The sequence below is a fragment of the Streptomyces sp. NBC_01261 genome, assembly GCF_036226385.1.
Lineage (GTDB): Bacteria > Actinomycetota > Actinomycetes > Streptomycetales > Streptomycetaceae > Streptomyces.
In genome coordinates, this window is record NZ_CP108463.1 from 4,326,315 (window position 1) to 4,348,094 (window position 21,780).

The 21,780-nt window shown below is 70.0% G+C and carries 23 protein-coding genes; 11 read left to right on the top strand and 12 right to left on the bottom strand.

Annotation, left to right across the window (positions count from 1 at the left end; all coding sequences use genetic code 11):
- Positions 1 to 34: 34 nt before the first annotated feature.
- Positions 35 to 913: an alpha/beta fold hydrolase gene (locus OG226_RS18620; RefSeq protein ID WP_329349514.1), complete on the top strand. Its 879-nt coding sequence runs from the start codon at positions 35 to 37 to the stop codon at positions 911 to 913.
- Between the two features lie 3 nt (positions 914 to 916).
- Here OG226_RS18620 and OG226_RS18625 read toward each other — a convergent pair whose 3' ends face one another.
- Positions 917 to 1,810 carry an NYN domain-containing protein gene (locus OG226_RS18625; protein ID WP_328679254.1) on the bottom strand — a complete coding sequence of 298 codons (894 nt, stop codon included), beginning with the start codon at positions 1,808 to 1,810 and terminating at the stop codon, positions 917 to 919.
- 196 nt (positions 1,811 to 2,006) lie between these two features.
- Between OG226_RS18625 and OG226_RS18630 the strand changes: the two genes are divergently transcribed.
- Entirely contained in the window at positions 2,007 to 2,159 is a 153-nt protein-coding gene (locus tag OG226_RS18630) for a hypothetical protein (RefSeq protein WP_019058373.1), read from the top strand.
- A gap of 160 nt (positions 2,160 to 2,319) precedes the next feature.
- Here the strand turns inward: OG226_RS18630 and OG226_RS18635 are convergent, their stop codons facing one another.
- From OG226_RS18635 to OG226_RS18645, 3 genes are all read right to left on the bottom strand, one after another.
- Positions 2,320 to 2,925, bottom strand: coding sequence for a MarC family protein (locus OG226_RS18635; protein WP_328679256.1), 606 nt, complete (start codon positions 2,923 to 2,925; stop codon positions 2,320 to 2,322).
- Between the two features lie 77 nt (positions 2,926 to 3,002).
- Complete coding sequence (locus OG226_RS18640) at positions 3,003 to 3,860, bottom strand: PHP domain-containing protein (protein WP_329349515.1); 858 nt, start codon at positions 3,858 to 3,860, stop codon at positions 3,003 to 3,005.
- A 169-nt stretch (positions 3,861 to 4,029) separates the two neighbouring features.
- Positions 4,030 to 4,671: a DUF6758 family protein gene (locus OG226_RS18645; protein WP_328679258.1), complete on the bottom strand. Its 642-nt coding sequence runs from the start codon at positions 4,669 to 4,671 to the stop codon at positions 4,030 to 4,032.
- Between the two features lie 147 nt (positions 4,672 to 4,818).
- Between OG226_RS18645 and OG226_RS18650 the strand changes: the two genes are divergently transcribed.
- A complete protein-coding gene (locus tag OG226_RS18650) occupies positions 4,819 to 6,057 on the top strand; it encodes an MFS transporter (RefSeq protein WP_329349516.1) in 1,239 nt (412 codons plus the stop codon).
- Between the two features lie 54 nt (positions 6,058 to 6,111).
- Here OG226_RS18650 and OG226_RS18655 read toward each other — a convergent pair whose 3' ends face one another.
- Entirely contained in the window at positions 6,112 to 6,708 is a 597-nt protein-coding gene (locus tag OG226_RS18655) for a suppressor of fused domain protein (protein ID WP_329349517.1), read from the bottom strand.
- A gap of 519 nt (positions 6,709 to 7,227) precedes the next feature.
- On the opposite strand from OG226_RS18655, the gene OG226_RS18660 reads away from it, so the two are divergent.
- Both OG226_RS18660 and OG226_RS18665 read left to right on the top strand, forming a co-directional pair.
- A complete protein-coding gene (locus OG226_RS18660; RefSeq protein WP_328679261.1) occupies positions 7,228 to 8,346 on the top strand; it encodes a magnesium and cobalt transport protein CorA in 1,119 nt (372 codons plus the stop codon).
- 23 nt (positions 8,347 to 8,369) lie between these two features.
- The gene (locus tag OG226_RS18665; protein WP_329349518.1) at positions 8,370 to 8,885 is read left to right on the top strand and encodes a hypothetical protein; all 516 of its coding nucleotides are present in this window, start codon (positions 8,370 to 8,372) and stop codon (positions 8,883 to 8,885) included.
- Positions 8,886 to 8,891: 6 nt separating this feature from the next.
- Here the strand turns inward: OG226_RS18665 and OG226_RS18670 are convergent, their stop codons facing one another.
- On the bottom strand, positions 8,892 to 9,611 hold the full coding sequence (locus tag OG226_RS18670) for a hypothetical protein (protein ID WP_329349519.1): 720 nt from the start codon (positions 9,609 to 9,611) through the stop codon (positions 8,892 to 8,894).
- A 209-nt stretch (positions 9,612 to 9,820) separates the two neighbouring features.
- Between OG226_RS18670 and OG226_RS18675 the strand changes: the two genes are divergently transcribed.
- Genes OG226_RS18675 through OG226_RS18685 form a run of 3 tightly spaced genes read left to right on the top strand, consistent with a single transcriptional unit; the run spans position 9,821 to position 12,978 of the window.
- Positions 9,821 to 11,206 carry a magnesium transporter MgtE N-terminal domain-containing protein gene (locus OG226_RS18675; RefSeq protein ID WP_328679265.1) on the top strand — a complete coding sequence of 462 codons (1,386 nt, stop codon included), beginning with the start codon at positions 9,821 to 9,823 and terminating at the stop codon, positions 11,204 to 11,206.
- Complete coding sequence (locus OG226_RS18680) at positions 11,196 to 11,801, top strand: DUF1003 domain-containing protein (RefSeq protein WP_328679267.1); 606 nt, start codon at positions 11,196 to 11,198, stop codon at positions 11,799 to 11,801. Before OG226_RS18675 ends, OG226_RS18680 begins: the two co-directional genes overlap by 11 nt.
- A 43-nt stretch (positions 11,802 to 11,844) precedes the next feature.
- Positions 11,845 to 12,978 carry an Mrp/NBP35 family ATP-binding protein gene (locus OG226_RS18685; RefSeq protein ID WP_328679269.1) on the top strand — a complete coding sequence of 378 codons (1,134 nt, stop codon included), beginning with the start codon at positions 11,845 to 11,847 and terminating at the stop codon, positions 12,976 to 12,978.
- A 61-nt stretch (positions 12,979 to 13,039) separates the two neighbouring features.
- Here the strand turns inward: OG226_RS18685 and OG226_RS18690 are convergent, their stop codons facing one another.
- The 3 genes from OG226_RS18690 to OG226_RS18700 form a co-directional block, all read right to left on the bottom strand.
- Complete coding sequence (locus tag OG226_RS18690; protein WP_328679271.1) at positions 13,040 to 13,702, bottom strand: hypothetical protein; 663 nt, start codon at positions 13,700 to 13,702, stop codon at positions 13,040 to 13,042.
- Between the two features lie 255 nt (positions 13,703 to 13,957).
- Positions 13,958 to 14,407: a sec-independent translocase gene (locus OG226_RS18695; RefSeq protein ID WP_328679272.1), complete on the bottom strand. Its 450-nt coding sequence runs from the start codon at positions 14,405 to 14,407 to the stop codon at positions 13,958 to 13,960.
- Positions 14,408 to 14,608: 201 nt separating this feature from the next.
- On the bottom strand, positions 14,609 to 16,300 hold the full coding sequence (locus OG226_RS18700) for a S1C family serine protease (RefSeq protein WP_329349520.1): 1,692 nt from the start codon (positions 16,298 to 16,300) through the stop codon (positions 14,609 to 14,611).
- 138 nt (positions 16,301 to 16,438) lie between these two features.
- Between OG226_RS18700 and OG226_RS18705 the strand changes: the two genes are divergently transcribed.
- On the top strand, positions 16,439 to 16,741 hold the full coding sequence (locus OG226_RS18705; protein WP_329349521.1) for a hypothetical protein: 303 nt from the start codon (positions 16,439 to 16,441) through the stop codon (positions 16,739 to 16,741).
- An 871-nt stretch (positions 16,742 to 17,612) separates the two neighbouring features.
- Here the strand turns inward: OG226_RS18705 and OG226_RS18710 are convergent.
- Both OG226_RS18710 and sigE read right to left on the bottom strand, forming a co-directional pair.
- Positions 17,613 to 18,602, bottom strand: a complete 990-nt coding sequence (locus OG226_RS18710; protein WP_329349522.1) for an anti-sigma factor family protein — start codon at positions 18,600 to 18,602, stop codon at positions 17,613 to 17,615.
- Entirely contained in the window at positions 18,599 to 19,300 is a 702-nt protein-coding gene (sigE, locus tag OG226_RS18715) for an RNA polymerase sigma factor SigE (RefSeq protein ID WP_019072074.1), read from the bottom strand. Before sigE ends, OG226_RS18710 begins: the two co-directional genes overlap by 4 nt.
- Positions 19,301 to 19,583: 283 nt before the next feature.
- Here sigE and OG226_RS18720 point away from each other — a divergent pair, with 283 nt between their 5' ends.
- Positions 19,584 to 20,282: an O-methyltransferase gene (locus OG226_RS18720; RefSeq protein WP_078622928.1), complete on the top strand. Its 699-nt coding sequence runs from the start codon at positions 19,584 to 19,586 to the stop codon at positions 20,280 to 20,282.
- Between the two features lie 119 nt (positions 20,283 to 20,401).
- Here OG226_RS18720 and OG226_RS18725 read toward each other — a convergent pair whose 3' ends face one another.
- A complete protein-coding gene (locus OG226_RS18725; RefSeq protein WP_003966491.1) occupies positions 20,402 to 20,569 on the bottom strand; it encodes a DUF3117 domain-containing protein in 168 nt (55 codons plus the stop codon).
- A gap of 375 nt (positions 20,570 to 20,944) precedes the next feature.
- Here OG226_RS18725 and OG226_RS18730 point away from each other — a divergent pair, with 375 nt between their 5' ends.
- Positions 20,945 to 21,748, top strand: a complete 804-nt coding sequence (locus OG226_RS18730; RefSeq protein ID WP_329349523.1) for an enoyl-CoA hydratase/isomerase family protein — start codon at positions 20,945 to 20,947, stop codon at positions 21,746 to 21,748.
- Positions 21,749 to 21,780: the final 32 nt, after the last annotated feature.

A 21,780-nucleotide genomic window follows, 5' to 3' on the forward strand; every position in this document is an offset into this window, starting at 1 on the left:
CCTCCCGCTCAGGCTTGCCGGTTAACCTCTACCCATGAGTAGGCCCCCCTCCTTCACCCCGCCCCCCGGCGCTCGCGCGTACTCCCTGCGGACCGCTCGCGGTGCGTTCGCCGTCGTGGACTCGCCCGTGGGCGACGGTGTCGAGTCGAAGGGGATCGCGCTGTTGCTGCCGGGGTTCACCGGGAGCAAGGAGGACTTCAACCCGCTGCACGAGGCGTTCGGGGCGCGCGGGTACCGGACCGTGGCCGTGGACGGGCGGGGCCAGTACGAGACGGACGGCCCCGCGGACGACGAATCCCCTTACGCCCAGGGCGAGTTGGCGCGGGACGTGCTCGCGCTGGCCGAGGCCGTGGGCGCGCCGGTGCACCTGCTCGGGCACTCCTTCGGCGGGCACATCGCGCGGGCGGCCGTACTGCTCGATCCCACGCCGTTCGTGTCGTTGACGCTGATGTCGTCGGGGCCGGCGGAGATCTCGGCCTCCCAGCAGCAGCGCGTGAAGCTGTTGCGCGACGCGCTCGCGGTGATGTCGATGGCCGAGGTGTGGGACGCGATCCAGGCGATGGAGGCACCGGAGGAGACCGAGACCGGCGGTGCGCTGGACGAGGGGCTCGACGACCGGGCCGACCTGCGCCGCCGCTGGCTGGGCACCAAGCCGGCTCAACTCCTGGCCGCCGGACGGCAGTTGTGCGGAGAGCCGGACCGGGTCGCCGAACTGGCCGCGGTCCCCCTCCCCGTCCACGTCCTGTCGGGCTCGCGCGACGACACCTGGCCGGTGCCGCTCCTGGACGACATGGCCGTACGGCTGAAGGCGCGGCGGACGGTCGTCGCGCGGGCCGAGCACTCACCGAACACGGACCAGCCGGCCGCGACGGCACAGGCCATCGCCGACTTCTGGGACAGCACGGCCCCCTGACTATCAGTACTGCGTCTGCAGGTGCTCCCAGAACCCGTCCCGCAGCGCCCGCCGCAGATCGGCCTGCCCGCGCAGCGAGTACTGCAGCAGCCCCTCCGCCTCGACCAGCAGGTCCTGGTCGACGGACCCCGGCAGATACGGATGCCCGGGCAGCAGCTCGACCAGCGCTTCCCTCCCCCGCGCCGCGAGCCATTTCGCGGCGATCTGCGCGCCCACGAAGCGGACGTCGTCGCGGGTGGGCCGGGTGGCGGCTGCCTCGTAGACGGCGGACGCGCGCCGGGAGACGTACGGCTTGAAGAAGTCGAGGTCGAAGGTGCGTTGGCTGTCGACCTCCCAGAGGAGCGGCTCCGCCTGGTTACGGCCCTCCGGAGCCTCGATGCCCCACAAGTGGACGCGGGCGCCGTACCCTTGGGCCGCCTCGACCGCAGAGACCAGGTCCTCGTCGCCGCCGATGAGGGCCGCGTCGCTGATGGCGCGGTGCCGGGCGAGGGACTCCAGGTCGGAGCGGATGAGCGAATCGACGCCCTTCTGCTGGTTGTTGGCGTTCAGATTGCCCAACCGCACCTTGACGTCGGGGAGTTCGGCGATGGCCTGCTGCTCGGAGGTGTGGATGCGCCGCCGGGCGCCGTCGTACCAGTAGACCCGCAGCAGCCGGCTGTCCGCGAAGATCGTGCGGGCCTTGTCGATGAGCGCCTCGATGAGGCCCTCGGCGTCGAGGTCGAAGGTGCGTCGGTCCTCGGTCCCGGAGACGAGCCGGCCCGCGGCTGCATACAAATACCCGGCGTCGACGAAGATCGCATGCGTCGAGGGCGTCTTCGCCACTTCGGCGAGCATGCGCTGCAGCAGCTCGTTCGTGCGGTCGATGCGGGCGCTGAGGGCCGCGAGGTCGTCGTTCATCGCCTCCATTGTCCCGGCGGTCACGCTGCGAACACAACCGGTCCCGGTCAGTCTCGCGTCGATCTCTTACCGGTCAGTAATTAGGCGTGCGAAAAATTTCCTTAGCGTAGGGAATGTTTGTAACACGCATCCCGTTAGCTACATACGTAACCAAGTAGTTCTCCTCAGGAGGATGACCAGACGAAGGGAGAAGCCCATGCGCTTCGAAATCATGCGTCTCGACGAGGTCGACGGCACCACCGTGGACAGCACCGTCGTGGATGCCGCCTCCGTCAATCGGATCGTGCAACAGGCCGCCGCCATCGGACAGCGCCTGTGGATCCGTCCCGCCGAGACCAAGGCCTCGTAACACCGAGGCCGCGCACTGCCTACGACGTAACACCGACGACGTAATACCCACGGACGTAACACCTACGACAGAGCCCGCGACCCCGACGCGGATCGCGACCACACTTCAGAGCCCCGCACGGCATCGGCGCCGTGCGGGGTTTCCGCGTTTCCGGCCCCGCTCAGCCCGTCCGGATCACCTGGGTGATCCCGTTGATGATCTGCTGCACGGCGATGGCGGAGAGCATCATCCCGGCGAGCCGCGTCACCAGCACCACCCCGCCGTCCTTGATGACCCGGATGATCAGCAGCGAGTACCGCATCACCAGCCACAGCACGACATGGATGGCGAGGATCGCCGTCCACACCGACACCTGCGTGGCCACGCTGTCGGCCTTCTGCACGGCGAGGATGACGGACACGATCGCACCGGGCCCGGCGAGCAGCGGCATGCCCAGCGGTACGAGGGCGACGTTGACGTCCTTGGTCTGCTTGGGCTCGTCGGTCTTGCCGGTGAGCAGGTCGAGCGCGATGAGCAGGAGCAGCAGCCCGCCCGCGATCATCAGCGCGGGCACGGAGACGTGCAGATAGTCGAGGATCTGATGCCCGAGCAGCCCGAAGACGGTGATGACACCACCGGCGACACACACGGCCTGGAAGGCCATGCGCTTCTGCACCTTGGACGGTCGTCCGGCGGTCAGCGCGAGGAAGATCGGGGTGATCCCAGGGGGATCCATGATGACAAAAAGGGTCAGGAAGAGGGAGCCGAAGACGGCGACGTCGAACATGGGTGAGCCACGAGCCTTGCAGAAGAGAGATGAGCGGGTGAGCGGGGAGAGCGGGACGTACGGGAGCGGTGCGGGCCTCAGGCTCCGCCGGCCCCCGGCACCGGGAAGGCCCCGGTCGCGCGCCGCGTGATCTCGCCGTAGACCTCGGGATCGGTCGTGTACTCGCCGAGCTGTACGGTCTTGCGGCTCCCGTGGTAGTCGCTGGACCCGGTGACGAGCAGCCCCAGTTCCTTGGCGAGCCCCCGCAGCCGTACCCGCGTCTCCGCGTCGTGGTCCATGTGCTCGACCTCGATCCCGTCGAGCCCGGCGGCGGCCATCTCGGCGATGGCGGCGTCGGGCACGGTGTGCCCCCGCTTGCTGGCGCCCGGGTGTGCGAACACGGTCACGCCCCCCGCGGCCTTCACGAGCCGGATCGCCTCGAAGGGATCGGTCTCGTGCTTGGCGACATGAGCGCGCCCGCCATCGGCGAGCCACTCCCCGGTGAACGCGTCGTTCACCGTGGGCACGACACCCGACTCGACGAGCGCGGTGGCCACATGAGGCCGCCCGACGGACCCGTCCCCGGCGATCCGGGCGACCTGCTCCCAGGTGACCGGCACGCCCAGTTCCTGCAACCGCCCCACCATGGCCCGGGCCCGAGGCACCCGATCGTCCCGCACCAGCTCCCGCTCAGCGAGCAGAGCAGGCTCCTCCGGGTCGAAGAGGTAGGCCAGCAGATGCATGGACACCCCGTCGATCCGACAGGACATCTCGGCCCCGGTCACGAGCGTGAGCCCCGAGGGCAACGCGTCGATCGCCTCGCCATACCCACGGCTGGTGTCGTGATCGGTCAACGCAACGACATCCAGCCCAGCGGCGGCAGCATTCCGCACCAGCTCACCAGGCGTATCCGTACCGTCCGACGCCGTGGAGTGGGTGTGCAGATCGATACGCACGCGCGAACTCCAACCGGTGACGGTACGAAAAGGGACCCCTCAAGGGTAACGGCATCCCAAGGGCCCCTTCGAACACGCGGAGCCGGACCCCCTGAGGGGCGCGGGGAACCGCGCGACCAGCCCCAACGGCGCCGCACCCGCCCCCAACAGAACCGCACCCCCTCAGGCGCTACGGCTCCAGCAAGCGCGGCGACAACGCCCCGCACGGCACGAGATCGACCTCGGCCCCCGCATCCCGCAAATCCGTCAGCACCAGCTCGTCGTACATCAACAACCCCGACTGCTCAGGCCACACAACGGCCCACAGCCACAACCCCAACGCCTCGCCGGCGAAAACGGCCCGATCATCCGGCGCCGTAGCAACATGCCACAACGGAGTAGGCCGCCCCGCGGCCAACAACTTCGTCTGCGCAGGCTTCTCGACGTTCATGTAGGGCCCAGGATCCGGTCCGTCGATCCCCGCGTACCGCGCCCCGAGACCGACCCCCAGCTCCTCGGCGACAAGGATCAGCTCCCCGATCCCCCCGAGCGGCCCCGGACCGGAACACGCCACGGCCGTCGCCCGCCCCCCACTGCGGTCGTCGCCCGCACAGGCCACACCGGTGAACAGCCATCCGACCGGCAACGGCCACGGCATCCACACCGGCACCTTCGTCCGGTGCACCACCACGCTGAGCGCCTCGACGCTGGGCGGGATCACGGGCTGCAGCGGATGCACCGTCCCGTGGAGATCGCACTGCCAGGAATCGGCGAAGAGTCCGGGAGCCCTGACCCGGCCACCACACTTCGGGCAACTGGGTTCGCCCCTCATGGAGCACCACGGTCCTACCCTCACCCGCGCACGTCAAGGACGATCACCCGTCCGGCCGGGCCACTCACGGAGCGAAACTAGATGTAACTTGCATTCATTACCTTGCCTAACTTACTATGTGCATATACCAACTACTTGAGAGGAAGCATGGACGACCCCTTCGACAAGGGAGCCGACACCGGCACGGGCAGCATCCTGCGGCAGCCCAAGGCGGTCTGGGCCACCGCCGGCGCCTCGGTCGTCGCCTTCATGGGCATCGGACTCGTCGACCCGATCCTGCCGTCGATCGCCAAGGGCCTCGACGCCACGGCGAGCCAGGTCTCCCTGCTCTTCACCTCGTACTTCCTGATCACCGCCATCGCGATGCTGGTGACCGGCTTCGTCTCCAGCCGCGTCGGCGGCAAGAAGACCCTCCTGCTCGGCCTCGCCCTCGTCGTGGTCTTCGCCGGTCTCGCCGGCACCTCCGGCTCGGTCGGCGAACTCGTCGGCTTCCGGGCGGGCTGGGGCCTCGGCAACGCGCTCTTCGTGTCCACGGCCCTCGCCGTCATCGTCGGCGCGGCGGCCGGCGGCAGCGCCGCCGCGATCCTGCTCTACGAGTCGGCCCTCGGCCTGGGCATGGCCTGCGGCCCGCTGCTCGGCGCCCTGCTGGGCAACCAGAGCTGGCGCTACCCGTTCTTCGGTACGGCGTTCCTGATGGCGATCGGCTTCCTCTGCATCACGGTGTTCCTGAAGGAACAGCCGAAGCCGGCCCGGAAGACCTCACTGCTCGACCCGCTCAAGGCCCTCGGCCACGGCGGTCTGGCCTCCGCCGCCGTCTCGTCCTTCTTCTACAACTACACGTTCTTCACCGTGCTGGCCTTCACCCCGTTCGTGCTGAACATGACCCCGTACAAGTCCGGTGCCGTGTTCTTCGCCTGGGGCGTCCTGCTCGCCGTCTTCTCGGTCTTCGCCGCCCCGCGCCTCCAGGCCCGGTTCGGCTCCCTGAAGGTGCTCGGCGGTTCACTGGTGCTGCTCGCCGTCGACGTCCTGGTCCTCGGCTACGGCAGCCACACCACCGCCGTCGTCTGCACGATCCTGTCCGGCGCATTCATCGGCGTGAACAACACCGTCTACACCGAACTGGCTCTCGGCGTCTCGGACGCGCCGCGCCCGGTGGCGAGCGCGGGCTACAACTTCGTCCGCTGGTTCGCCGCCGCTGCCGCGCCGTTCTTCGCGCCGAAGATCGAGGGGTGGAGCAACATCCACATCCCGTTCGTGGTCGCGGCGGTCACCGCGGCGCTGGGCGCGCTGGTGGTCCTCGTACGACGGAACGCGCTCACGCACGAGGCCGAGGAGCTGGAGCCGAGGCACGCGGTGGAGGACGGTGTCGCGGCGTTCGCCAACTGACGGATTCCGGCCGGGTGTTGGTGACATCGGTCACGCGCGTGGCCGGTCGGGAGGTCAGTCCAGCGGGACGGACCTGCGGGAGGGATCCCGTAGGTCCGTCCCGTTCGTCAACCAGCGCTCCTGGAGGGCCGGGGCGCCGTGGACGCGTTTCCAGGCGGCCTCGTTCGGGGTCATGGGGAGCAGCGGCAGGAAGCACACCGGGTCGAGGGGCGCGTCGAGTTCCAGGTCCTCGACCAGACCGCCCGGCTCGGCGACCAGTACCGAGGTGAACGGGGCGCCGGGCCACAGCGGTTCGCCCACGTCGAGCGAGGCGCCGGGGGCCACGACCACGCCCTCGACCTGCGGGGACGCGGCGAGCACGGCAAGGGGTCGTAGCACCTTGTCGGTGTCGGCGAGGCCGCCGCGGACGGAGAGGACCAGCTCGGCGCGCGGGCCCGCGACCGGGTCGGCGAGCATCGCCGTGGGGTCGCTCATCGGCTGCGCGGACATGCCGAGGGTGGCGTAGCGGACGACGGGGCCGTCCTGGCTGTCGTCCTGGAAACGGAGGACCTCGACGCGGTCCGTGCCGAGGAAGGTGACCGCCGCGCGGGCGTCCGGATCGCCCAGAGCGGTACGCAACCGTGCCTCGACCAGAGCAAGAACATCAACCATGCGGCGAGCATAGAACTCGTCAGTACCGGGCAAAGCAGCGCCTTGACAGTTCAGTCGGCTGATAGTCTTGGCCGGTCGTTCGGGCAGCACGCAGAAGCGTCGCGATCACGTCCCGACGCCGTCGACACTCCCCCACGGGGGACCGGCCGGAGGAGGTGGGGCTGCAATGGACCGAAGTCGGCCTGGCAGTACCACCCGCTCTTCCGGCCGCTGATGTCGTCGCTCTGGCTCTGCTTCTAGCCTCCAGCCGGCTGCCGCCGCCTCTCGCACTTCTTCACTGTCGCGGAAGAGCACTTCGTTTCTTTTTCCTGATCTGCCTGATCTGTCCGGTGTGTTCGATCCGACCGATCTGTCTGTTCCGAAGTCAGTGCCTGTATCAGTAACGAAGTTCGCCACCGCGACGGTGCGGTGCTCCCCGCTTTGTGGACGTGCCAAACATCCCTACCCAGGACGTCCCCATTCCGGGCAGTTCCAACCGTCCGCCGGCGCCTTTCGTTGCTCGTCGCGAAGGAGCCCGCCATGTCGATGATCCGCGACCTGCGTGCCGTGGTCCGCCCGTCCCGTCCCGCCCTGCGCAAGGACGGCGGCGCGTACGACACGACCCGCGACCCCGGCACCCCCTCGGCCGTCGTCGACTGCGCCGTGTACCGCGACGGCGCCCGCGTCGACACCGGCAAGCCGCTGACCCCGCACGAGGCGATGCGTCTGGTGCGCCGTGACGGCGGCTTCGTGTGGATCGGACTGCACGAGCCGACCGAGGCCGAATTCGCCGTCATCGCCCGGGAGTTCGGACTCCACCCGCTCGCCGTCGAGGACGCCGTACAGGCCCACCAGCGACCCAAGCTGGAGCGCTACGACGACTCCCTCTTCACCGTCTTCAAGACCATCCACTACGTCGAGCACGACCAACTCACCGCCAACAGCGAGGTGGTGGAGACCGGCGAGGTCATGTGCTTCACCGGGCGGGACTTCTTCATCACCGTCCGGCACGGCGGCCAGGGCTCGCTGCGGGCGCTGCGGCACCGGCTGCAGGACGACCCCGAGCTGCTCGCGCGCGGCCCCTCGGCGGTGCTGCACTCGATCGCCGACCACGTCGTCGACGGCTATGTCGCGGTCGCGGACGCGGTGCAGGACGACATCGACGAGGTCGAGACCGAGGTGTTCACACCGGGCCGCAAGGGCGGGGTGTCGCGCGGTGTCGACTCGGCGCGGATCTACCAACTCAAGCGCGAGGTGCTGGAGTTCAAGCGCGCGGTGTCGCCGCTGCTGCGTCCCATGCAGCTGCTGAGCGAGCGGCCGATGCGGCTGATCGACCCGGACATCCAGAAGTACTTCCGCGATGTCGCCGACCACCTCGCCCGGGTCCACGAGCAGGTCATCGGCTTCGACGAGCTGCTCAACTCGATCCTCCAGGCCAACCTCGCACAGGCGTCCGTCGCCCAGAACGAGGACATGCGGAAGATCACCGCGTGGGCCGCGATCATCGCCGTACCGACGATGGTGACGGGCGTGTACGGCATGAACTTCGAGCACATGCCCGAACTGCACGCGCGGTACGGGTATCCGGCGGTGCTCGCCTTCACCGTGACGGTCTGTCTGGCGATCCACCGCACGCTGAAGCGCAACGGCTGGCTGTGAGCGGCCTGGATAGGCTGAGCGCCATGACTAGCAGCGAGCTGCTCGACCAGGCCCTCGTCGAGGAGGCCACGAAGAAGTCCGGCCTCGTCTGGGTCAACGGTCCGGGCGTCCCGGCCCGCGCCCTGTGGCACGTCTGGCACGAGGGCGCGGCCTGCCTGATCGGTGACGGACCGGGCGAACAGCCGCTGCCGGGCCTGACCGACGGCGGCCCCGCCGAGGTCACGGTCCGCAGCAAGGACAAGGGCGGCCGGCTGGTCTCGTGGACGGCGAAGGTCGTCGAACTGGCTCCGGACTCCGAGGCCTGGACGGCGACGGTCGCCGAGCTGAAGGGCAAGCGCCTCAACGCCCCCGACGGCGAGGCGATGACGGCCCGCTGGTCCCGCGAGTGCCGGGTGCTGCGCCTGGAACCGACGGGAACGACGGCCGACCTGCCGGACGGTTCGCTGGCGGAACCCCCGCTGCCGACCCCGGCGACTACCCGACAACCGATCCCGGCCGGCCTGCCGCGCCTGCTCCTGAAGAAACGCAAACGCCGGTAACCGCCGTCAGGAAGACGGCAGTTGCTTGCCGTAGTCGACAGTGTCGTCGTCGGCCGGCTCCGTCACCGCGAAGCTCTTGCCCCAGTCCGAGAAGGTCAGGGTGCCCGCGCCGCCCGCGCGGACCAGGCGGAGCGGATACGGCTTGCCCTCCAGGGACACGTCGAGGGTGCCGCCGGAACCGTCGTCGCCGGTGATGCGGATCGTGCGGACGCCGTTCTGCGCGTGGTGTCCGTCCGTCGCGAGTGAGCCGTGCAGGGTCAGCAGACTGGAGAGGAGGACGTCCTTGTCCGTGAAACCACTGAACTTCTTGTACGAGGGGTCGCCCTGCGGCACCTTCACGTACTTGCCGTGCAGCGAGTCGCCGACGCCCGAGTCCCCGTTGCCGTTCCAGAAGCCCGCGTCGGCCTTCAGGTACAGCTCCGCACCGATCCGCAGCAGCCCGAAGGTCGACCCCTTCGAGGTGACCGACCCGCTGCCGCCGTCGGACTTCAGCCGCATGTCGAGCGTGTACGTCCGGCCGCTGGTGACGACGGTCCCCGACAGCCGTACCGCGTCGGCGGCGCCCGCGGCCGTCACGGACCTGGACTGGATCTTGTCGGCGGCCAGCTTGCCGACCCCGTTGGTCCCCGCGTCCGGGTCCCCGCCGCCGCACCCCGTGAGGGTCAGGACACAGACCGCGCCGAGCAGCGCCGCACGACGGTTTCGGACCTGGGGAATCGCGGTCACAGGTGGGTTGCCTTCCGTGCGGGGGGCGATGGCGTACGGCAGCGTACCGGGGCCGCGAGGCGCCGGCGGAGCCAGTCCGTCCGGACCGCCCACCAGCGCGGATCACATGGGGACGGGCTAGCCTGAAGCCCGTCCGAGCAGGCATTTCGGAAGATCCGGAAACCACGGAATCCATCGGCAGATCAGAAGAGAAAGAAGGAGGTGCGGCCATGGCAGCCGGCGCTCCCCGAGTCTTCGTGTCGCACCTCTCCGGTGTCGCCGTCTTCGACCCGAACGGCGATCAGGTGGGCCGCGTCCGCGACCTCGTCGCCATGCTCCGCGTCGGCCGGCGGCCCCCTCGGTTGCTCGGCCTCGTCGTCGAACTCTCCACCCGGCGCCGCATCTTCCTGCCGATGACCCGCGTCACCGGCATCGAGTCCGGCCAGGTCATCACGACCGGCGTGCTGAACGTCCGCCGCTTCGAGCAACGGCCCACCGAGCGGCTGGTGTTCGGCGAACTCCTGGACCGGCGCGTCACCCTCGTCGAGACCGACGAGGAGGTCACCGTCCTCGACCTGTCGGTGCAGCATCTCCCCGCCCGCCGGGACTGGGAGATCGACCGCGTCTTCGTACGGAAGGGCCGCACCGGCGGAGCCTTCAGAAGGGCCAAGGGCGAGACGCTGACCGTGGACTGGTCCAGCGTCACCGGATTCTCCCTTGAGGAGCAGGGACAGGGCGCGGAGAGCCTCCTGGCCACCTTCGAGCAGCTGCGCCCCGCCGACCTCGCCAACGTCCTGCACCATCTCTCCCCCAAGCGCCGGGCCGAGGTCGCCGCCGCCCTCGACGACGACCGCCTCGCCGACGTCCTCGAAGAGCTCCCGGAGGACGACCAGATCGAGATCCTCGGCAAGCTGAAGGAGGAGCGCGCGGCCGACGTCCTGGAGGCGATGGACCCGGACGACGCGGCCGACCTCCTCTCCGAACTCCCCGAGGACGACAAGGAGCGCCTGCTGAACCTGATGCAGCCCTCCGAGGCGGCCGACGTACGCCGCCTGATGTCGTACGAGGAGCACACCGCGGGCGGCTTGATGACGACCGAACCGATCGTCCTACGGCCCGACGCGACCGTCGCCGACGCGCTCGCCCGGGTCCGCAGCGCCGACCTCTCCCCCGCGCTCGCCGCCCAGGTGTACGTCTGCCGGCCGCCGGACGACACCCCGACCGGCAAGTACCTCGGCACGGTCCACTTCCAGCGGCTGCTGCGCGACCCGCCGTACACCCTGGTCAGCGCGATCATCGACGACGACCTGCAGCCGCTCGACCCGGACGCGTCGCTGCAGCTGATCGCCGGGTTCTTCGCGACGTACGACATGGTCGCGGCGCCCGTGGTCGACGAGACCGGGTCGCTGCTCGGGGCGGTGACCGTGGACGACGTGCTGGACCACATGCTGCCGGAGGACTGGCGGGAGACCGAGTTCCACCTCGACGAGGGCGAGGGCGGGAACGAGGCCGGCCGCGAGAACGAGGCAGAGCCGGAGACATCGGAAGAGACATCGGCAGACGCTTCGACAGAGGCGTCGGCAGAGGCGGAGGAGGTGGCGGCTCATGACTCCTGAGCGCGAGTCCACGCGCGAGCGGACACCGGCGGGCGCGACCGCCACCACCCGGCCCCGGGCCCGGCTCGACCAGCCGCGTTCGCCCCGGCGCCGGTTCCTGCCCGAGTACGACCCGGAGGCCTTCGGGCGGTTGTCGGAGCGGATCGCGCGGTTCCTGGGCACCGGGCGGTTCATCGTCTGGATGACGGTCGTCATCATCGCGTGGGTGCTGTGGAACATCTTCGCGCCGCGGGACGTGCGGTTCGACAACTACCCGTTCATCTTCCTGACGCTGATGCTGTCGCTCCAGGCCTCGTACGCGGCCCCGCTGATCCTGCTCGCGCAGAACCGGCAGGACGACCGCGACAAGGTCAACCTGGAGCAGGACCGCAAGCAGAACGAGCGGTCGATCGCGGACACCGAGTACCTGACCCGCGAGATCGCCGCCCTGCGCATCGGCCTCGGCGAGGTGGCGACCCGGGACTGGATCCGCTCCGAACTCCAGGACCTGGTGAAAGAGCTGGAGGAACGCGGGGAGGGACGCGGGAACGGCCACCACAAACACGTCGTATTCCCGGCGGAACGGTCGCACGGACGTGACGTAGACGACCGGTGACGGGCTTACCGGGGCCCCCGCGCGGCGCCGTACCATCGACCCCATGGCTACGGAAGACGCGGTGCGTGAAGCACTGTCGACGGTGAACGACCCCGAGATCAACCGACCCATCACCGAGTTGGGGATGGTCAAGTCGGTGGAGATCGGTGCGGACGGGGCGGTCGCGGTCACCGTGTACCTGACGGTCTCCGGCTGCCCCATGCGCGAGACGATCACGCAGCGCGTGACGGAGGCGGTCCTGGGTGTCGAGGGCGTCACCGGTGTCGACGTGACCCTGGACGTGATGAGCGACGAGCAGCGCAAGGAACTCGCGACCGCCCTGCGCGGTGGCAAGACCGAGCGCGAGGTCCCCTTCGCGCAGCCCGGTTCCCTCACCCGCGTGTACGCGGTCGCCTCCGGCAAGGGCGGCGTCGGCAAGTCCTCGGTGACGGTGAACCTCGCCGCCGCGATGGCCGCCGACGGCCTGAAGGTCGGTGTCGTCGACGCCGACATCTACGGCCACAGCGTGCCGCGCATGCTCGGCGCCGGCGGCCTGCCCACCCAGGTCGAGAACATGATCATGCCGCCGTCGGCACACGGCGTGAAGGTCATCTCCATCGGCATGTTCACGCCGGGCAACGCACCGGTGGTGTGGCGCGGCCCGATGCTGCACCGGGCGCTCCAGCAGTTCCTGGCGGACGTGTACTGGGGCGACCTGGACGTCCTGCTCCTCGACCTCCCCCCGGGCACGGGCGACATCGCGATCTCCGTCGCCCAACTCGTCCCGAACGCCGAGATCCTGGTCGTGACGACCCCTCAGCAGGCGGCGGCCGAGGTCGCCGAGCGGGCCGGTTCCATCGCCGTACAGACCCACCAGAAGATCGTCGGCGTCGTCGAGAACATGGCGGGCCTGCCCTGCCCGCACTGCGGCGAGATGGTCGACGTCTTCGGCACGGGCGGCGGCCAGTCGGTGGCGGACGGCCTGACCCGCACGACGGGCGCCAGCGTCCCCGTGTTGGGCACCATCCCGATCGACCTCCGCCTCCGCGAGGGCGGCGACGAGGGCAAGCCGGTCGTCCTGACGGACCCGGACTCCCCGGCGGGAGCCGCGCTGCGGGCGATCGCGGGCAAGCTGGGCGGCCGACAGCGGGGCCTCTCGGGCATGTCGCTGGGGATCACCCCGCGGAACAAGTTCTAGAGATCTTCTGACGACGATGGGGGCGCCGTCCCACCGGACGGCGCCCCCATCGTCGTCACCGCTACTGGGCGGCGTACGTCGTGATGTCCTTGATCATGGCGAAGCCGAGCCCGTACGCACTCATGCCCCGGCCGTACGCCCCCACGTGGACGCCCTCCTGGGTCGAGCCCGCGAGGACCCAGCCGAACTCGGACTCGCGGTAGTGGAAGGGCGTCGGCACGCCGTCCACGGGGAGGGACAGGGTCGACCAGTCGTCGCCGGCGAGGTCGTCGGCCAGGACCCAGGCCGTCTCGGTCTGCTGCTCCAGCCAGTCGTCGCGCAGGCTGTGGTCCATCTGGCCGGGCCAGGTGAAGGACAGCAGCCCCACACCGGCGAGCCAGGCCGCGGAGGACACCGAGGTGGCCTCCAGGAGGCCCGTGCCGTCGGCGGTGCGCCGGGCGGGGTTGCCCGCGACGGTGACGACGACCGCGAACTTCTCCTTGTCCTCGGTGCCTTCGTTGCGTACGGAGGGCTCGTCGCCGTGCCCGATCGAACCGTGCTCGACGGCTCCGTCCGCCGCCATGCCCACCTGCATCAGCCAGCGCGGTCCCGTGAAGGCCTCGTCGAGGCCGTACCACGGGAAGGGCGCCAGCAGGTAGCCGTCGACCGTGCGCCGGGCGGAGGGGAGTGTTTGTCCACCCTCCGCGGCCGGCGCCTGCGCGCCTACCCGACTCGTCGTCTCCATGCTCCGGACGCCTCCTCGTTCTCGTCGGACCGGGGCGGCCCGCCCCCCTTCGGGCGACTCGCCCGGTCCGCACAACAACTCGGCAGCATAGCCACCTCGTGCGAGGCAGCCCGGAAAGCGCCCGGCGCGCGAGGCGCACAGAGGCCTTGTTCAGGCCGTACGGAGGCGTGGAAGGGGCTGGAGAGATATGAAACGCGTCACGTAGGGGGCCGTGGAACGACTGTCCCCGTACGACTCAACTGGCGTCCGTACGGCTCAGGTGGCGTCCGCGTCGAAGGGCGGGCGGTCGTCCTTCTCGGGGTCCTCGGGCTTCTTGGTCATGTCGAGACGACCACTGCCGGAGGACGACGACGAAGGGGACGACGAGGAAGAGGAGGGGGTGTCCGCACTCTGGACCGCCTCCGTGACCTCGGCCATCTCCTTCTTCAGGTCGAAGCCGTTGCGGATCTCCTTGAGCCCCAGTTCGTCGTTGTCCAGCTGCTTGCGCAGGAACGTCTTGGGGTTGAGGTCCTCGAAGTCGAAGTCCTTGAACTCCGGACCCAGCTCCTCGCGGATGTCCGCCTTGGCGCTCTCCGAGAACTCTCGGATCTTCCGGATCGTCCGCATGACGTCCTGGATGACCTTCGGGAGCTTGTCCGGACCGAAGACGAGCACGGCGAGGACAATGATCGTCACCAGCTCTAGCGGTCCTATGTCATTGAACACCTGAAGCTCCTTGCGATGTCCTCGGCCCTCGGCCCTCGGTGGTCTGTGCGGGTCTTCCGTGGTCCGGGCCGGGTCCACGGTACCCGGCGATCCCACCCGACCGGTACTGTCCCGGGGGCTACGAGTGGGTGTACACCACCGGTTTTCCGGGTTGTTTGCCTAGTGGGACCGGGCGCGGGGCTCTCACCTGTGACGTTTCTGTCAATCGCCGGTCGACGAGCCCAGAACGAGCGACAAGGTCATCTCCCCGCCGCCCCGCCGCAGAGTCAGCCGCAGCTGGTCGCCGGGCCGATGAGCACGCGTCCTGACGATGAGCTCGTCACCGGAGTGCACCCGCACGCCGTCGACCTCGGTGATGACGTCGCCGGCCTTGAGCCCTGCCTTGGCACCGGCCCCTCCCGGGGTGACGGCGGGCCCGTCGCCGCCGCCCTTCGAGGCGACACGGGCTCCGTCTCCGGCGTAGTCCAGGTCGAGGGTGACGCCGATGACGGGATGAGTCGCCTTCCCGGTATTGATCAGCTCCTCGGCAACGAGCTTGGCCTGATTGACAGGAATGGCGAACCCGAGCCCGATGGACCCGCCCTGCTCACTCCCGTCCCCGCCCCCATCCCCGTAATCGGCGGACCGAATAGCCGAGTTGACCCCGACCAGCCGCCCCCGAGCATCGAGCAACGGCCCCCCTGAGTTACCGGGATTGATGGGCGCGTCGGTCTGCAACGCGTCGACATACGACACGTCGCTCCCGTCCGACGCCTCGCCTCCGGCGGTGATCGGCCGCTCCTTGGCGCTGATGATCCCGGAGGTCACGGTGTTGTCGAGATCAAAGGGCGCACCGATCGCGACGACGGGGTCCCCCACCCGCACGTTGTCGGAATTCCCGAGCGGCATCGGCGTCAGCCCCCGCACCCCACTGACCTGCACGACAGCGAGGTCGTACCCGGTGTCCCGCCCGACGACCTTGCCCTTGACGGTCTGTCCCCCACTGAAGCGGACGGATATCGCCCCGTCACCACCAGCGGGCCGGACGACATGGTTGTTGGTGAGAATGTGCCCCCGCCTGTCCAACACGATCCCGGTCCCGGTCCCCGACTCCTCGTCCCCACTCACATGCAGAGTCACCACACTGGGCAGAGCCCGAGCGGCAATCCCGGCAACACTGCCGGGCACCCGCTGAGCGTCTTCCTTACCGGCCTGCGGCAACACGACGTCCCCACCGATCCCGTCCCGCTCCAGATGCGCTCCTACGACCCCACCGACCCCGCCCGAGACCAGAGCCAGGGCGAGCGCCGAGGCGGCGAGGAGCTTCCGGGTGCGGGTGCGGTGCTGGTCGGGGGTACCGGTTTGGAGCGGGGCGGGAGTGGCCCAGGGGTCGTAGCGGTGCCAGGGGTTGGTGGGCGCGGGTGCCTGGTCCGGGACAACAGGGGTGCGGGCGGGATCCGGTGGAGTCAGGGAGGCGGCGGTCGAGGCGTCGGAGTGGGGCGGTGCGGGGGGAACGAGGGGTGCGGAGATGCCGGGGGCCGAGGTGTCGGCGCCAGGCGCGGGGGTGCCGGGGGACGCGGTATCGGTGATGGCCGGTGCAGCGGGAGCAGAGAACGCCGGGGTCGTGACGGAGGACGCGGGGGTGCCGGGAGGCACGGCCTCGACAAAGGCCGGTGCAGGCGTGCCAGGAGACACGGGAGCGGTGTAGGGGCCAGGAGTGCCGGGAGCTGCTGTGTGGGCCTGTGGGGCCGCGACGGGCGCAGAGGTGACCGCCGGGTGCTGAACGGGGGGCGCGAGCGCCCAGGGCCCCGGCTCGCCGTACGGCGGGGTGCTGTAGGGGTCGGGATCGTGCAGCGGCTTGGGCCGGCCGGTGGGCGGGAGGACCGCGCCGGGGGTTGTCGGGGGTTCGGACACGGAAGGTGGTTCCGGTTCGAAACCAGCACCGACGCCCACAGACACGGCCCCGGCCGGAGAGGCCGACACAGGGTGGTCCAGCTCGGAAACACCGCTGGCTTCTACGGCCACGCCGCCGACCGGGGAACCTGACGCGGGGTGGCTCAGCTCGAAGTAGCCGCCGGCGTCTACGACCGCGCCGTCCGCCTGGGACTCTGCGGCTGGGTGGCCCAGCGGGACGCCAACGTCCACCGCTGCAAGTCCAGTTGGAGTCTCGGGCACAGGCCGGTCCAGCTCCGAGTCACCGCCTTCACCTACGACGACACCGCCAGGCGACGACACCGGCGCAAGTCGGCCCAACCCGAGGTCACCATCAGCCTCCACGACCGCACGGCCGACCGAGGGCTCCGGCACCGACTGGTCCGGCTGGACACCAACGTCCCCTGCCACAAGGCCGGCTGAAGACTCAGCCAGCCGGTCCAGCTCCGAGTCACCGTCAACTTCCGCGGCCACACCGCCAGCCGGAGACCCAGCCACAGGAAGATCCACCTCGGCGTCACCACCCGTACCCACGACCGCACCGCCGACCGGAGCCCCCGGCACAGGGCGACCCAACTCGAAGTCGGCGTCAACTCCCGCGCCCTCAGGGCCAGTCGGGCCCGGAGCACGATGCCCCGACTCAAAGTCACCGCCAGCGCCTACGCCCGCACCTGCGGCCGAAGGCCTCGCTACGGGACGCCCCAACTCGAAATCACCGTCAACGTCCGCGACCGCACCGCCGGTAGGAGCCCCACCCACAGGCCGACCCGACCCGACGTCACCGCCGGCATCCTCAGCCGCACCCCTGACCAAGCCCCCCATCACAGGGCGCCCAACCTCGAAGTCACCCCCGCCAGAGGCCACTTCGCCGCTCAGCCCCTCAAGAGGTGCCCGCAACTCGAAGTCCCCGTCGCCGGATCCCCGCGACGTCTCATCCCGCACCACACCCGGCGGACGCAACGCGAAGTCCCCGTCGGTATCCCCGACAGCCTCGGTATCCGCACCGGCATCCCCGTCGATGCCAACGCCACGGACACGGACCCCGGCATCGTCCAAAGGCCCCGGCGCAACACCCTCGCCGTCAGCCGCACCCGGAATCGAATCACCCGTCGCCCCCGGCGCAGCCGGACCTCGACCTCGGCCCCACCACTTCGGCTTCGCGGATCTCGCGGACCCCCGCTCCCGCATCCCCTCGTCCATGGTCCCCGTCCCCCCACAACAGCCCGCGCCACCCCGTACTCCCCGGATTCAACCAGGTTCGCGGGCCGTGGCGCAGGGGCCGGTCAGAGGCCGGTCAGTGGAGGGGGTGGGAGGGGGGCGTGGGGGTGGAGGAGGGGGACGAGGTGGTGTCGGGCGCCGGTGTGCGGAGCAGGCCCGGGGTCATGACCTCGGGGGCCGTGGACCAGGACGTGAGGGCGACCGGCTGGGTCGCGTTGAGGGGGCGTATCAGGGGGGACATGACCGCCGCTCCGGCCATCACCGGTGCGGTGAGCGTGTGCATGACCTCGTCGCCCTGGACGCCCGCGGGTGACGGCACTCCGGGCAGGAGCGGGGCCGAGACCGAGGTCGGCGGGACCGCGGTGTCGCCGAGCATCGAGCGCTGGCTCGTGCCCTGGGCGAGTAGGGGGCCTACCGCTCGGCGGCGCCCGGCGTCGGTGGTCGCCGCCGCGCCCATGCCCTGCGTACGCGCCGGTGTCACACCCGTACCGCCCCGCGCTTCCGCGGCCGTGTCGCCCGGCGCGACCGTGGCCACCCCGCCCAGCGCGATCGCGGCCAGCGAGACCGCCCCGGCGGCGACGAACGCGAACCGCATCCCGCGTGAGGCGGAACGGTCGGCGTCGTGCCGACTGACGTCATGGATACGGAAGCCCTCTCGGGCGGACCGGGAGGGAGCGGACGGGGTCAGGGCCGTGGCCGCGTGCGGGCCCGCCGGGACGTAGCCGAACTCGAACGCGTCGAGCGGGCCGTCTCTTCTGACGCCGAACACACCGATCCCGGCGGTGAACAGTCCTCCGCCGGGCGGCTCCTCGCCGTCCGTGTCGCCACCTCCCCCGGGAAGCCCCTGCAGACGGGCCAGGAAGCTCTCGGAAGGGGGCGGTGGGGCCATTTCCGCGAACACGTTCTTCAGTCGGCGCTGCGCGTCGGCCTCGGCCTTGCACTTCGTACAGGTGGCCAGATGCGCCAGTACACGCTCGCGCGACTCATGACCGAGCTCCCCGTCCACCAGGGCGGAAAGTCGGTCTCCCAGATGCTGCTCCGCAGGCGTAGGACGTGATCCACTCACGCGGTCGCGCCCCCTCCCCCCAGCGCGGGCACACGCGCCACGAAGGAACGGCGCTCGGCCCGTGCTTCCGGCGAGCGGTGCGCGAGGGCCTTGCGGAGCTGGGAGCGGCCACGGTGGATCCGGGAACGGACCGTACCGAGCTTGACGCCCAGGGTCGCGGCGATCTCCTCGTACGAGAGACCCTCGATGTCGCACAGGACGACCGCCGCCCGGAACTCCGGGGCGAGGGTGTCCAGGGCCTGCTGGACGTCCGCGTCGAAGTGCGCGTCGTTGAAGACCTGCTGGGGTGACGGCTCGCGGCTGGGCAGTCGCTCGGCCGCGTCCTCCCCCAGCGCGTCGAAACGGATGCGCTGCTTGCGGCGGACCATGTCCAGGAAGAGGTTGGTGGTGATGCGGTGCAGCCAGCCCTCGAAGGTGCCGGGCGTGTACGTCGACAGCGAACGGAACACCCGGACGAAGACCTCTTGCGTCAGGTCCTCGGCGTCGTGCTGGTTCCCCGTCAGGCGGTACGCGAGCCGGTACACACGGCCGCTGTGGGTGCTGACGATCTCCTCCCAGGTGGGCGGAGTCCACGCCTGCCCGTCCGCGTCGGTGGAGAAGGTCGCGGTCTGGGCATGGTCAGCGGCGTGGCTGTGGTCAGCAGCGGTGTCGTTCACGGATTTCGGCCTGCCCGCCGATCCGAGAAAGCGCCGAAGCACTCCTCCCCGATCCACAGGTACAGCCGCACCTCCCCTGTCGGCTCTGGTGGTGTCCAGTGGAGCCCCTACCATAGCCACCTCGCCCGTTAGCTCCGGATAAGCGGTTTTACGAGAATTTGATACACGCTCATACCGACCTGGCGGTGGTGTGAGCCGATCCCCGTGGCCCTGCCCGGCGTCTCGCTCGACGTCGTGCTCGACAACCTGATCCATCGTCATCCCCCGCCCTTCTCTCCGGTCGCGTCCCGCAGTGCTTTCCTCCCCCCTCTAAACGCCCGGTCCCATCAGCAGGTTCCCGGCACCAACGGATACAGTCACGCCCAGGCAACCACGGGGACAGGAGAGGGTCATTACCGGCAACCGGCAGACGAGCTGGGCGTTCGCCGACGCCTATGTCGCCGAGGACGAGGCACTGCGCTGGGCCCGTGACCGGGCCCGCGAGGCAGGGCTGCGCTCGGTGTCGCCCGGCACGGGTGCCGCGCTGCGGATGCTCGCCGCCACCGTGGACGCGAAAGCGGTGGCAGAGATCGGAACCGGGACCGGCGTCTCCGGAATGCATCTTCTGTACGGCATGCGGCCGGACGGGGTACTGACCACCGTCGACCCGGAGCCGGACCACCAGCAGTTCGCCCGCCAGGCCTTCCGCGCGTGCGGCTTCGCCAGCAACCGGGCCCGCTTCATCCCGGGCCGCGCCCTGGACGTGCTGCCCCGGCTCGCGGACGCGGGCTACGACCTCGTGTTCTGCGACGGTGACCGGCTGGAGTTCCTGGACTATCTCGCTGAATCGTTGCGCCTGCTGCGTCCGGGTGGCCTGGTGGTCTTCGAGGGCGTCTTCGCCAACGGCCGCACCGTCGACTCAAGCCCCCAGCCCACCGAAGTCCTACGGCTGCGCGAGCTGCTCCGCGCCGTACGCGAGAGCCCCGAACTGGTGCCGTCACTGCTCCCGGTGGGCGACGGCCTGCTCTGCGCCGTCAAGCGATAGCCGGGCGCCGGACGCCGAACCTCCGTAGAACTCCGAACTCGGGACTCCGGGCAAACAGCTGCCCCGGCACCGTCTCGGGTGCCGGGGCAGCTGAAAGGGTATGGTCGCGTTCCGCCGCGTCAGCCGACGACCTTCTTGAGGGCGTCGCCCAGCGCGTCGGCCTCGTCAGGGGTCAGCTCGACGACGAGCCGCCCGCCGCCTTCGAGCGGAACGCGCATGACGATGCCCCGCCCCTCCTTGGTCACCTCGAGCGGGCCATCGCCCGTCCGCGGCTTCATGGCCGCCATGCTCGTTCCCCTTCCTGAAACCAGCTCATCGTCGCCGACGGCCCCATGGAGGGCACGCGCGGCCCCTAATGAGACACGCGTCACCGGCATCGAACACATTGCTTCCAGGCCATTATCCCGCATCTCAGGACCCGATGACCAACATCAGTCGGCATCGCTTGGGCAACGCGCGCGAGCAAAACCACTCAATTCGCCGATGTGACTGCGATACTTCGCCGCCGCGCGGACCTCGGCCGACCGAATCCGGAGCGGAATTCTTTGACGCAGGTCACACGTCCGGTCCGGTGCGCGGACGGTGATCTCCGCCATGCTGTCCTACGGACGTACGGCGTACCGACCGGTACGCCGGAGCCGCGACACCCGAGGGGATACGCCATGGCCGACACCGTGCTCTACGAGGTGAGCGACGGACTCGCGACGATCACGCTGAACCGCCCCGAGGCGATGAACGCGCTGAACATCGCGACCAAAGTCGCCCTCCGGGACGCGGTACGGGCCGCGGCGGACGACGACGCCGTACGGGCCGTGCTGCTGACCGCGGCCGGCGAGCGGGCGTTCTGCGTGGGCCAGGACCTCAAGGAGCACATCACGCTGCTGGCCTCCGACCGCGAGGCCGGGACCGGGGTCACGATGACCACGGTGAAGGAGCACTACAACCCCATCGTGCGGGCGATCGCCGGCATGGCGAAGCCCGTGGTCGCCGGGGTCAACGGGGTCGCCGCGGGCGCCGGTTTCGGGCTCGCCCTGGCCGCGGACCACCGGGTCGTGGCCGACACCGCCGGCTTCAACACGTCCTTCGCCGGTGTCGCCCTGACGGCGGACTCGGGCATCTCCTGGACGCTGCCGCGGGTGGTCGGCCCCGGTCGCGCGTCCGACCTGCTGCTGTTTCCGCGGACGATCACCGCGCAGGACGCGTACGACCTGGGGATCGCCAACCGTCTCGTGCCCGTCGGCGAGTTGCACGCCGAGGCGGAGAAGGTGGCTCGGCAGCTGGCGGACGGGCCGACGGTGGCGTACGCGGCGCTGAAGGAGGCGGTGGCGTACGGCCTGACGCACACCCTTGAGGAGACGCTGGAGAAAGAAGACGAACTTCAGTCTCGGGCGGGCGCGTCGGAGGACCACGCGATCGCCGTGCAGGCCTTCGTCAACAAGGAGAAGCCGAAGTACTCGGGTCGGTAGCGCCGTCCGAAGCTGCGGGTCCGTTGTGGCTG

Bases quoted from the DNA above. Each gene is read 5' to 3' on its own strand.
- OG226_RS18680 (WP_328679267.1), top strand. From the start codon at position 11,196: ATGACTCCTGAGCGCGAGTCCACGCGCGAGCGGACACCGGCGGGCGCG.
- OG226_RS18655 (WP_329349517.1), bottom strand. From the start codon at position 6,708: ATGGTTGATGTTCTTGCTCTGGTCGAGGCACGGTTGCGTACCGCTCTG.
- OG226_RS18675 (WP_328679265.1), top strand. From the start codon at position 9,821: ATGGCAGCCGGCGCTCCCCGAGTCTTCGTGTCGCACCTCTCCGGTGTC.
- OG226_RS18630 (WP_019058373.1), top strand. From the start codon at position 2,007: ATGCGCTTCGAAATCATGCGTCTCGACGAGGTCGACGGCACCACCGTG.
- OG226_RS18620 (WP_329349514.1), top strand. From the start codon at position 35: ATGAGTAGGCCCCCCTCCTTCACCCCGCCCCCCGGCGCTCGCGCGTAC.
- OG226_RS18685 (WP_328679269.1), top strand. From the start codon at position 11,845: ATGGCTACGGAAGACGCGGTGCGTGAAGCACTGTCGACGGTGAACGAC.
- OG226_RS18730 (WP_329349523.1), top strand. From the start codon at position 20,945: ATGGCCGACACCGTGCTCTACGAGGTGAGCGACGGACTCGCGACGATC.
- OG226_RS18690 (WP_328679271.1), bottom strand. From the start codon at position 13,702: ATGGAGACGACGAGTCGGGTAGGCGCGCAGGCGCCGGCCGCGGAGGGT.
- OG226_RS18650 (WP_329349516.1), top strand. From the start codon at position 4,819: ATGGACGACCCCTTCGACAAGGGAGCCGACACCGGCACGGGCAGCATC.
- OG226_RS18660 (WP_328679261.1), top strand. From the start codon at position 7,228: ATGTCGATGATCCGCGACCTGCGTGCCGTGGTCCGCCCGTCCCGTCCC.
- OG226_RS18725 (WP_003966491.1), bottom strand. From the start codon at position 20,569: ATGGCGGCCATGAAGCCGCGGACGGGCGATGGCCCGCTCGAGGTGACC.
- OG226_RS18625 (WP_328679254.1), bottom strand. From the start codon at position 1,810: ATGAACGACGACCTCGCGGCCCTCAGCGCCCGCATCGACCGCACGAAC.
- OG226_RS18635 (WP_328679256.1), bottom strand. From the start codon at position 2,925: ATGTTCGACGTCGCCGTCTTCGGCTCCCTCTTCCTGACCCTTTTTGTC.
- OG226_RS18645 (WP_328679258.1), bottom strand. From the start codon at position 4,671: ATGAGGGGCGAACCCAGTTGCCCGAAGTGTGGTGGCCGGGTCAGGGCT.
- OG226_RS18665 (WP_329349518.1), top strand. From the start codon at position 8,370: ATGACTAGCAGCGAGCTGCTCGACCAGGCCCTCGTCGAGGAGGCCACG.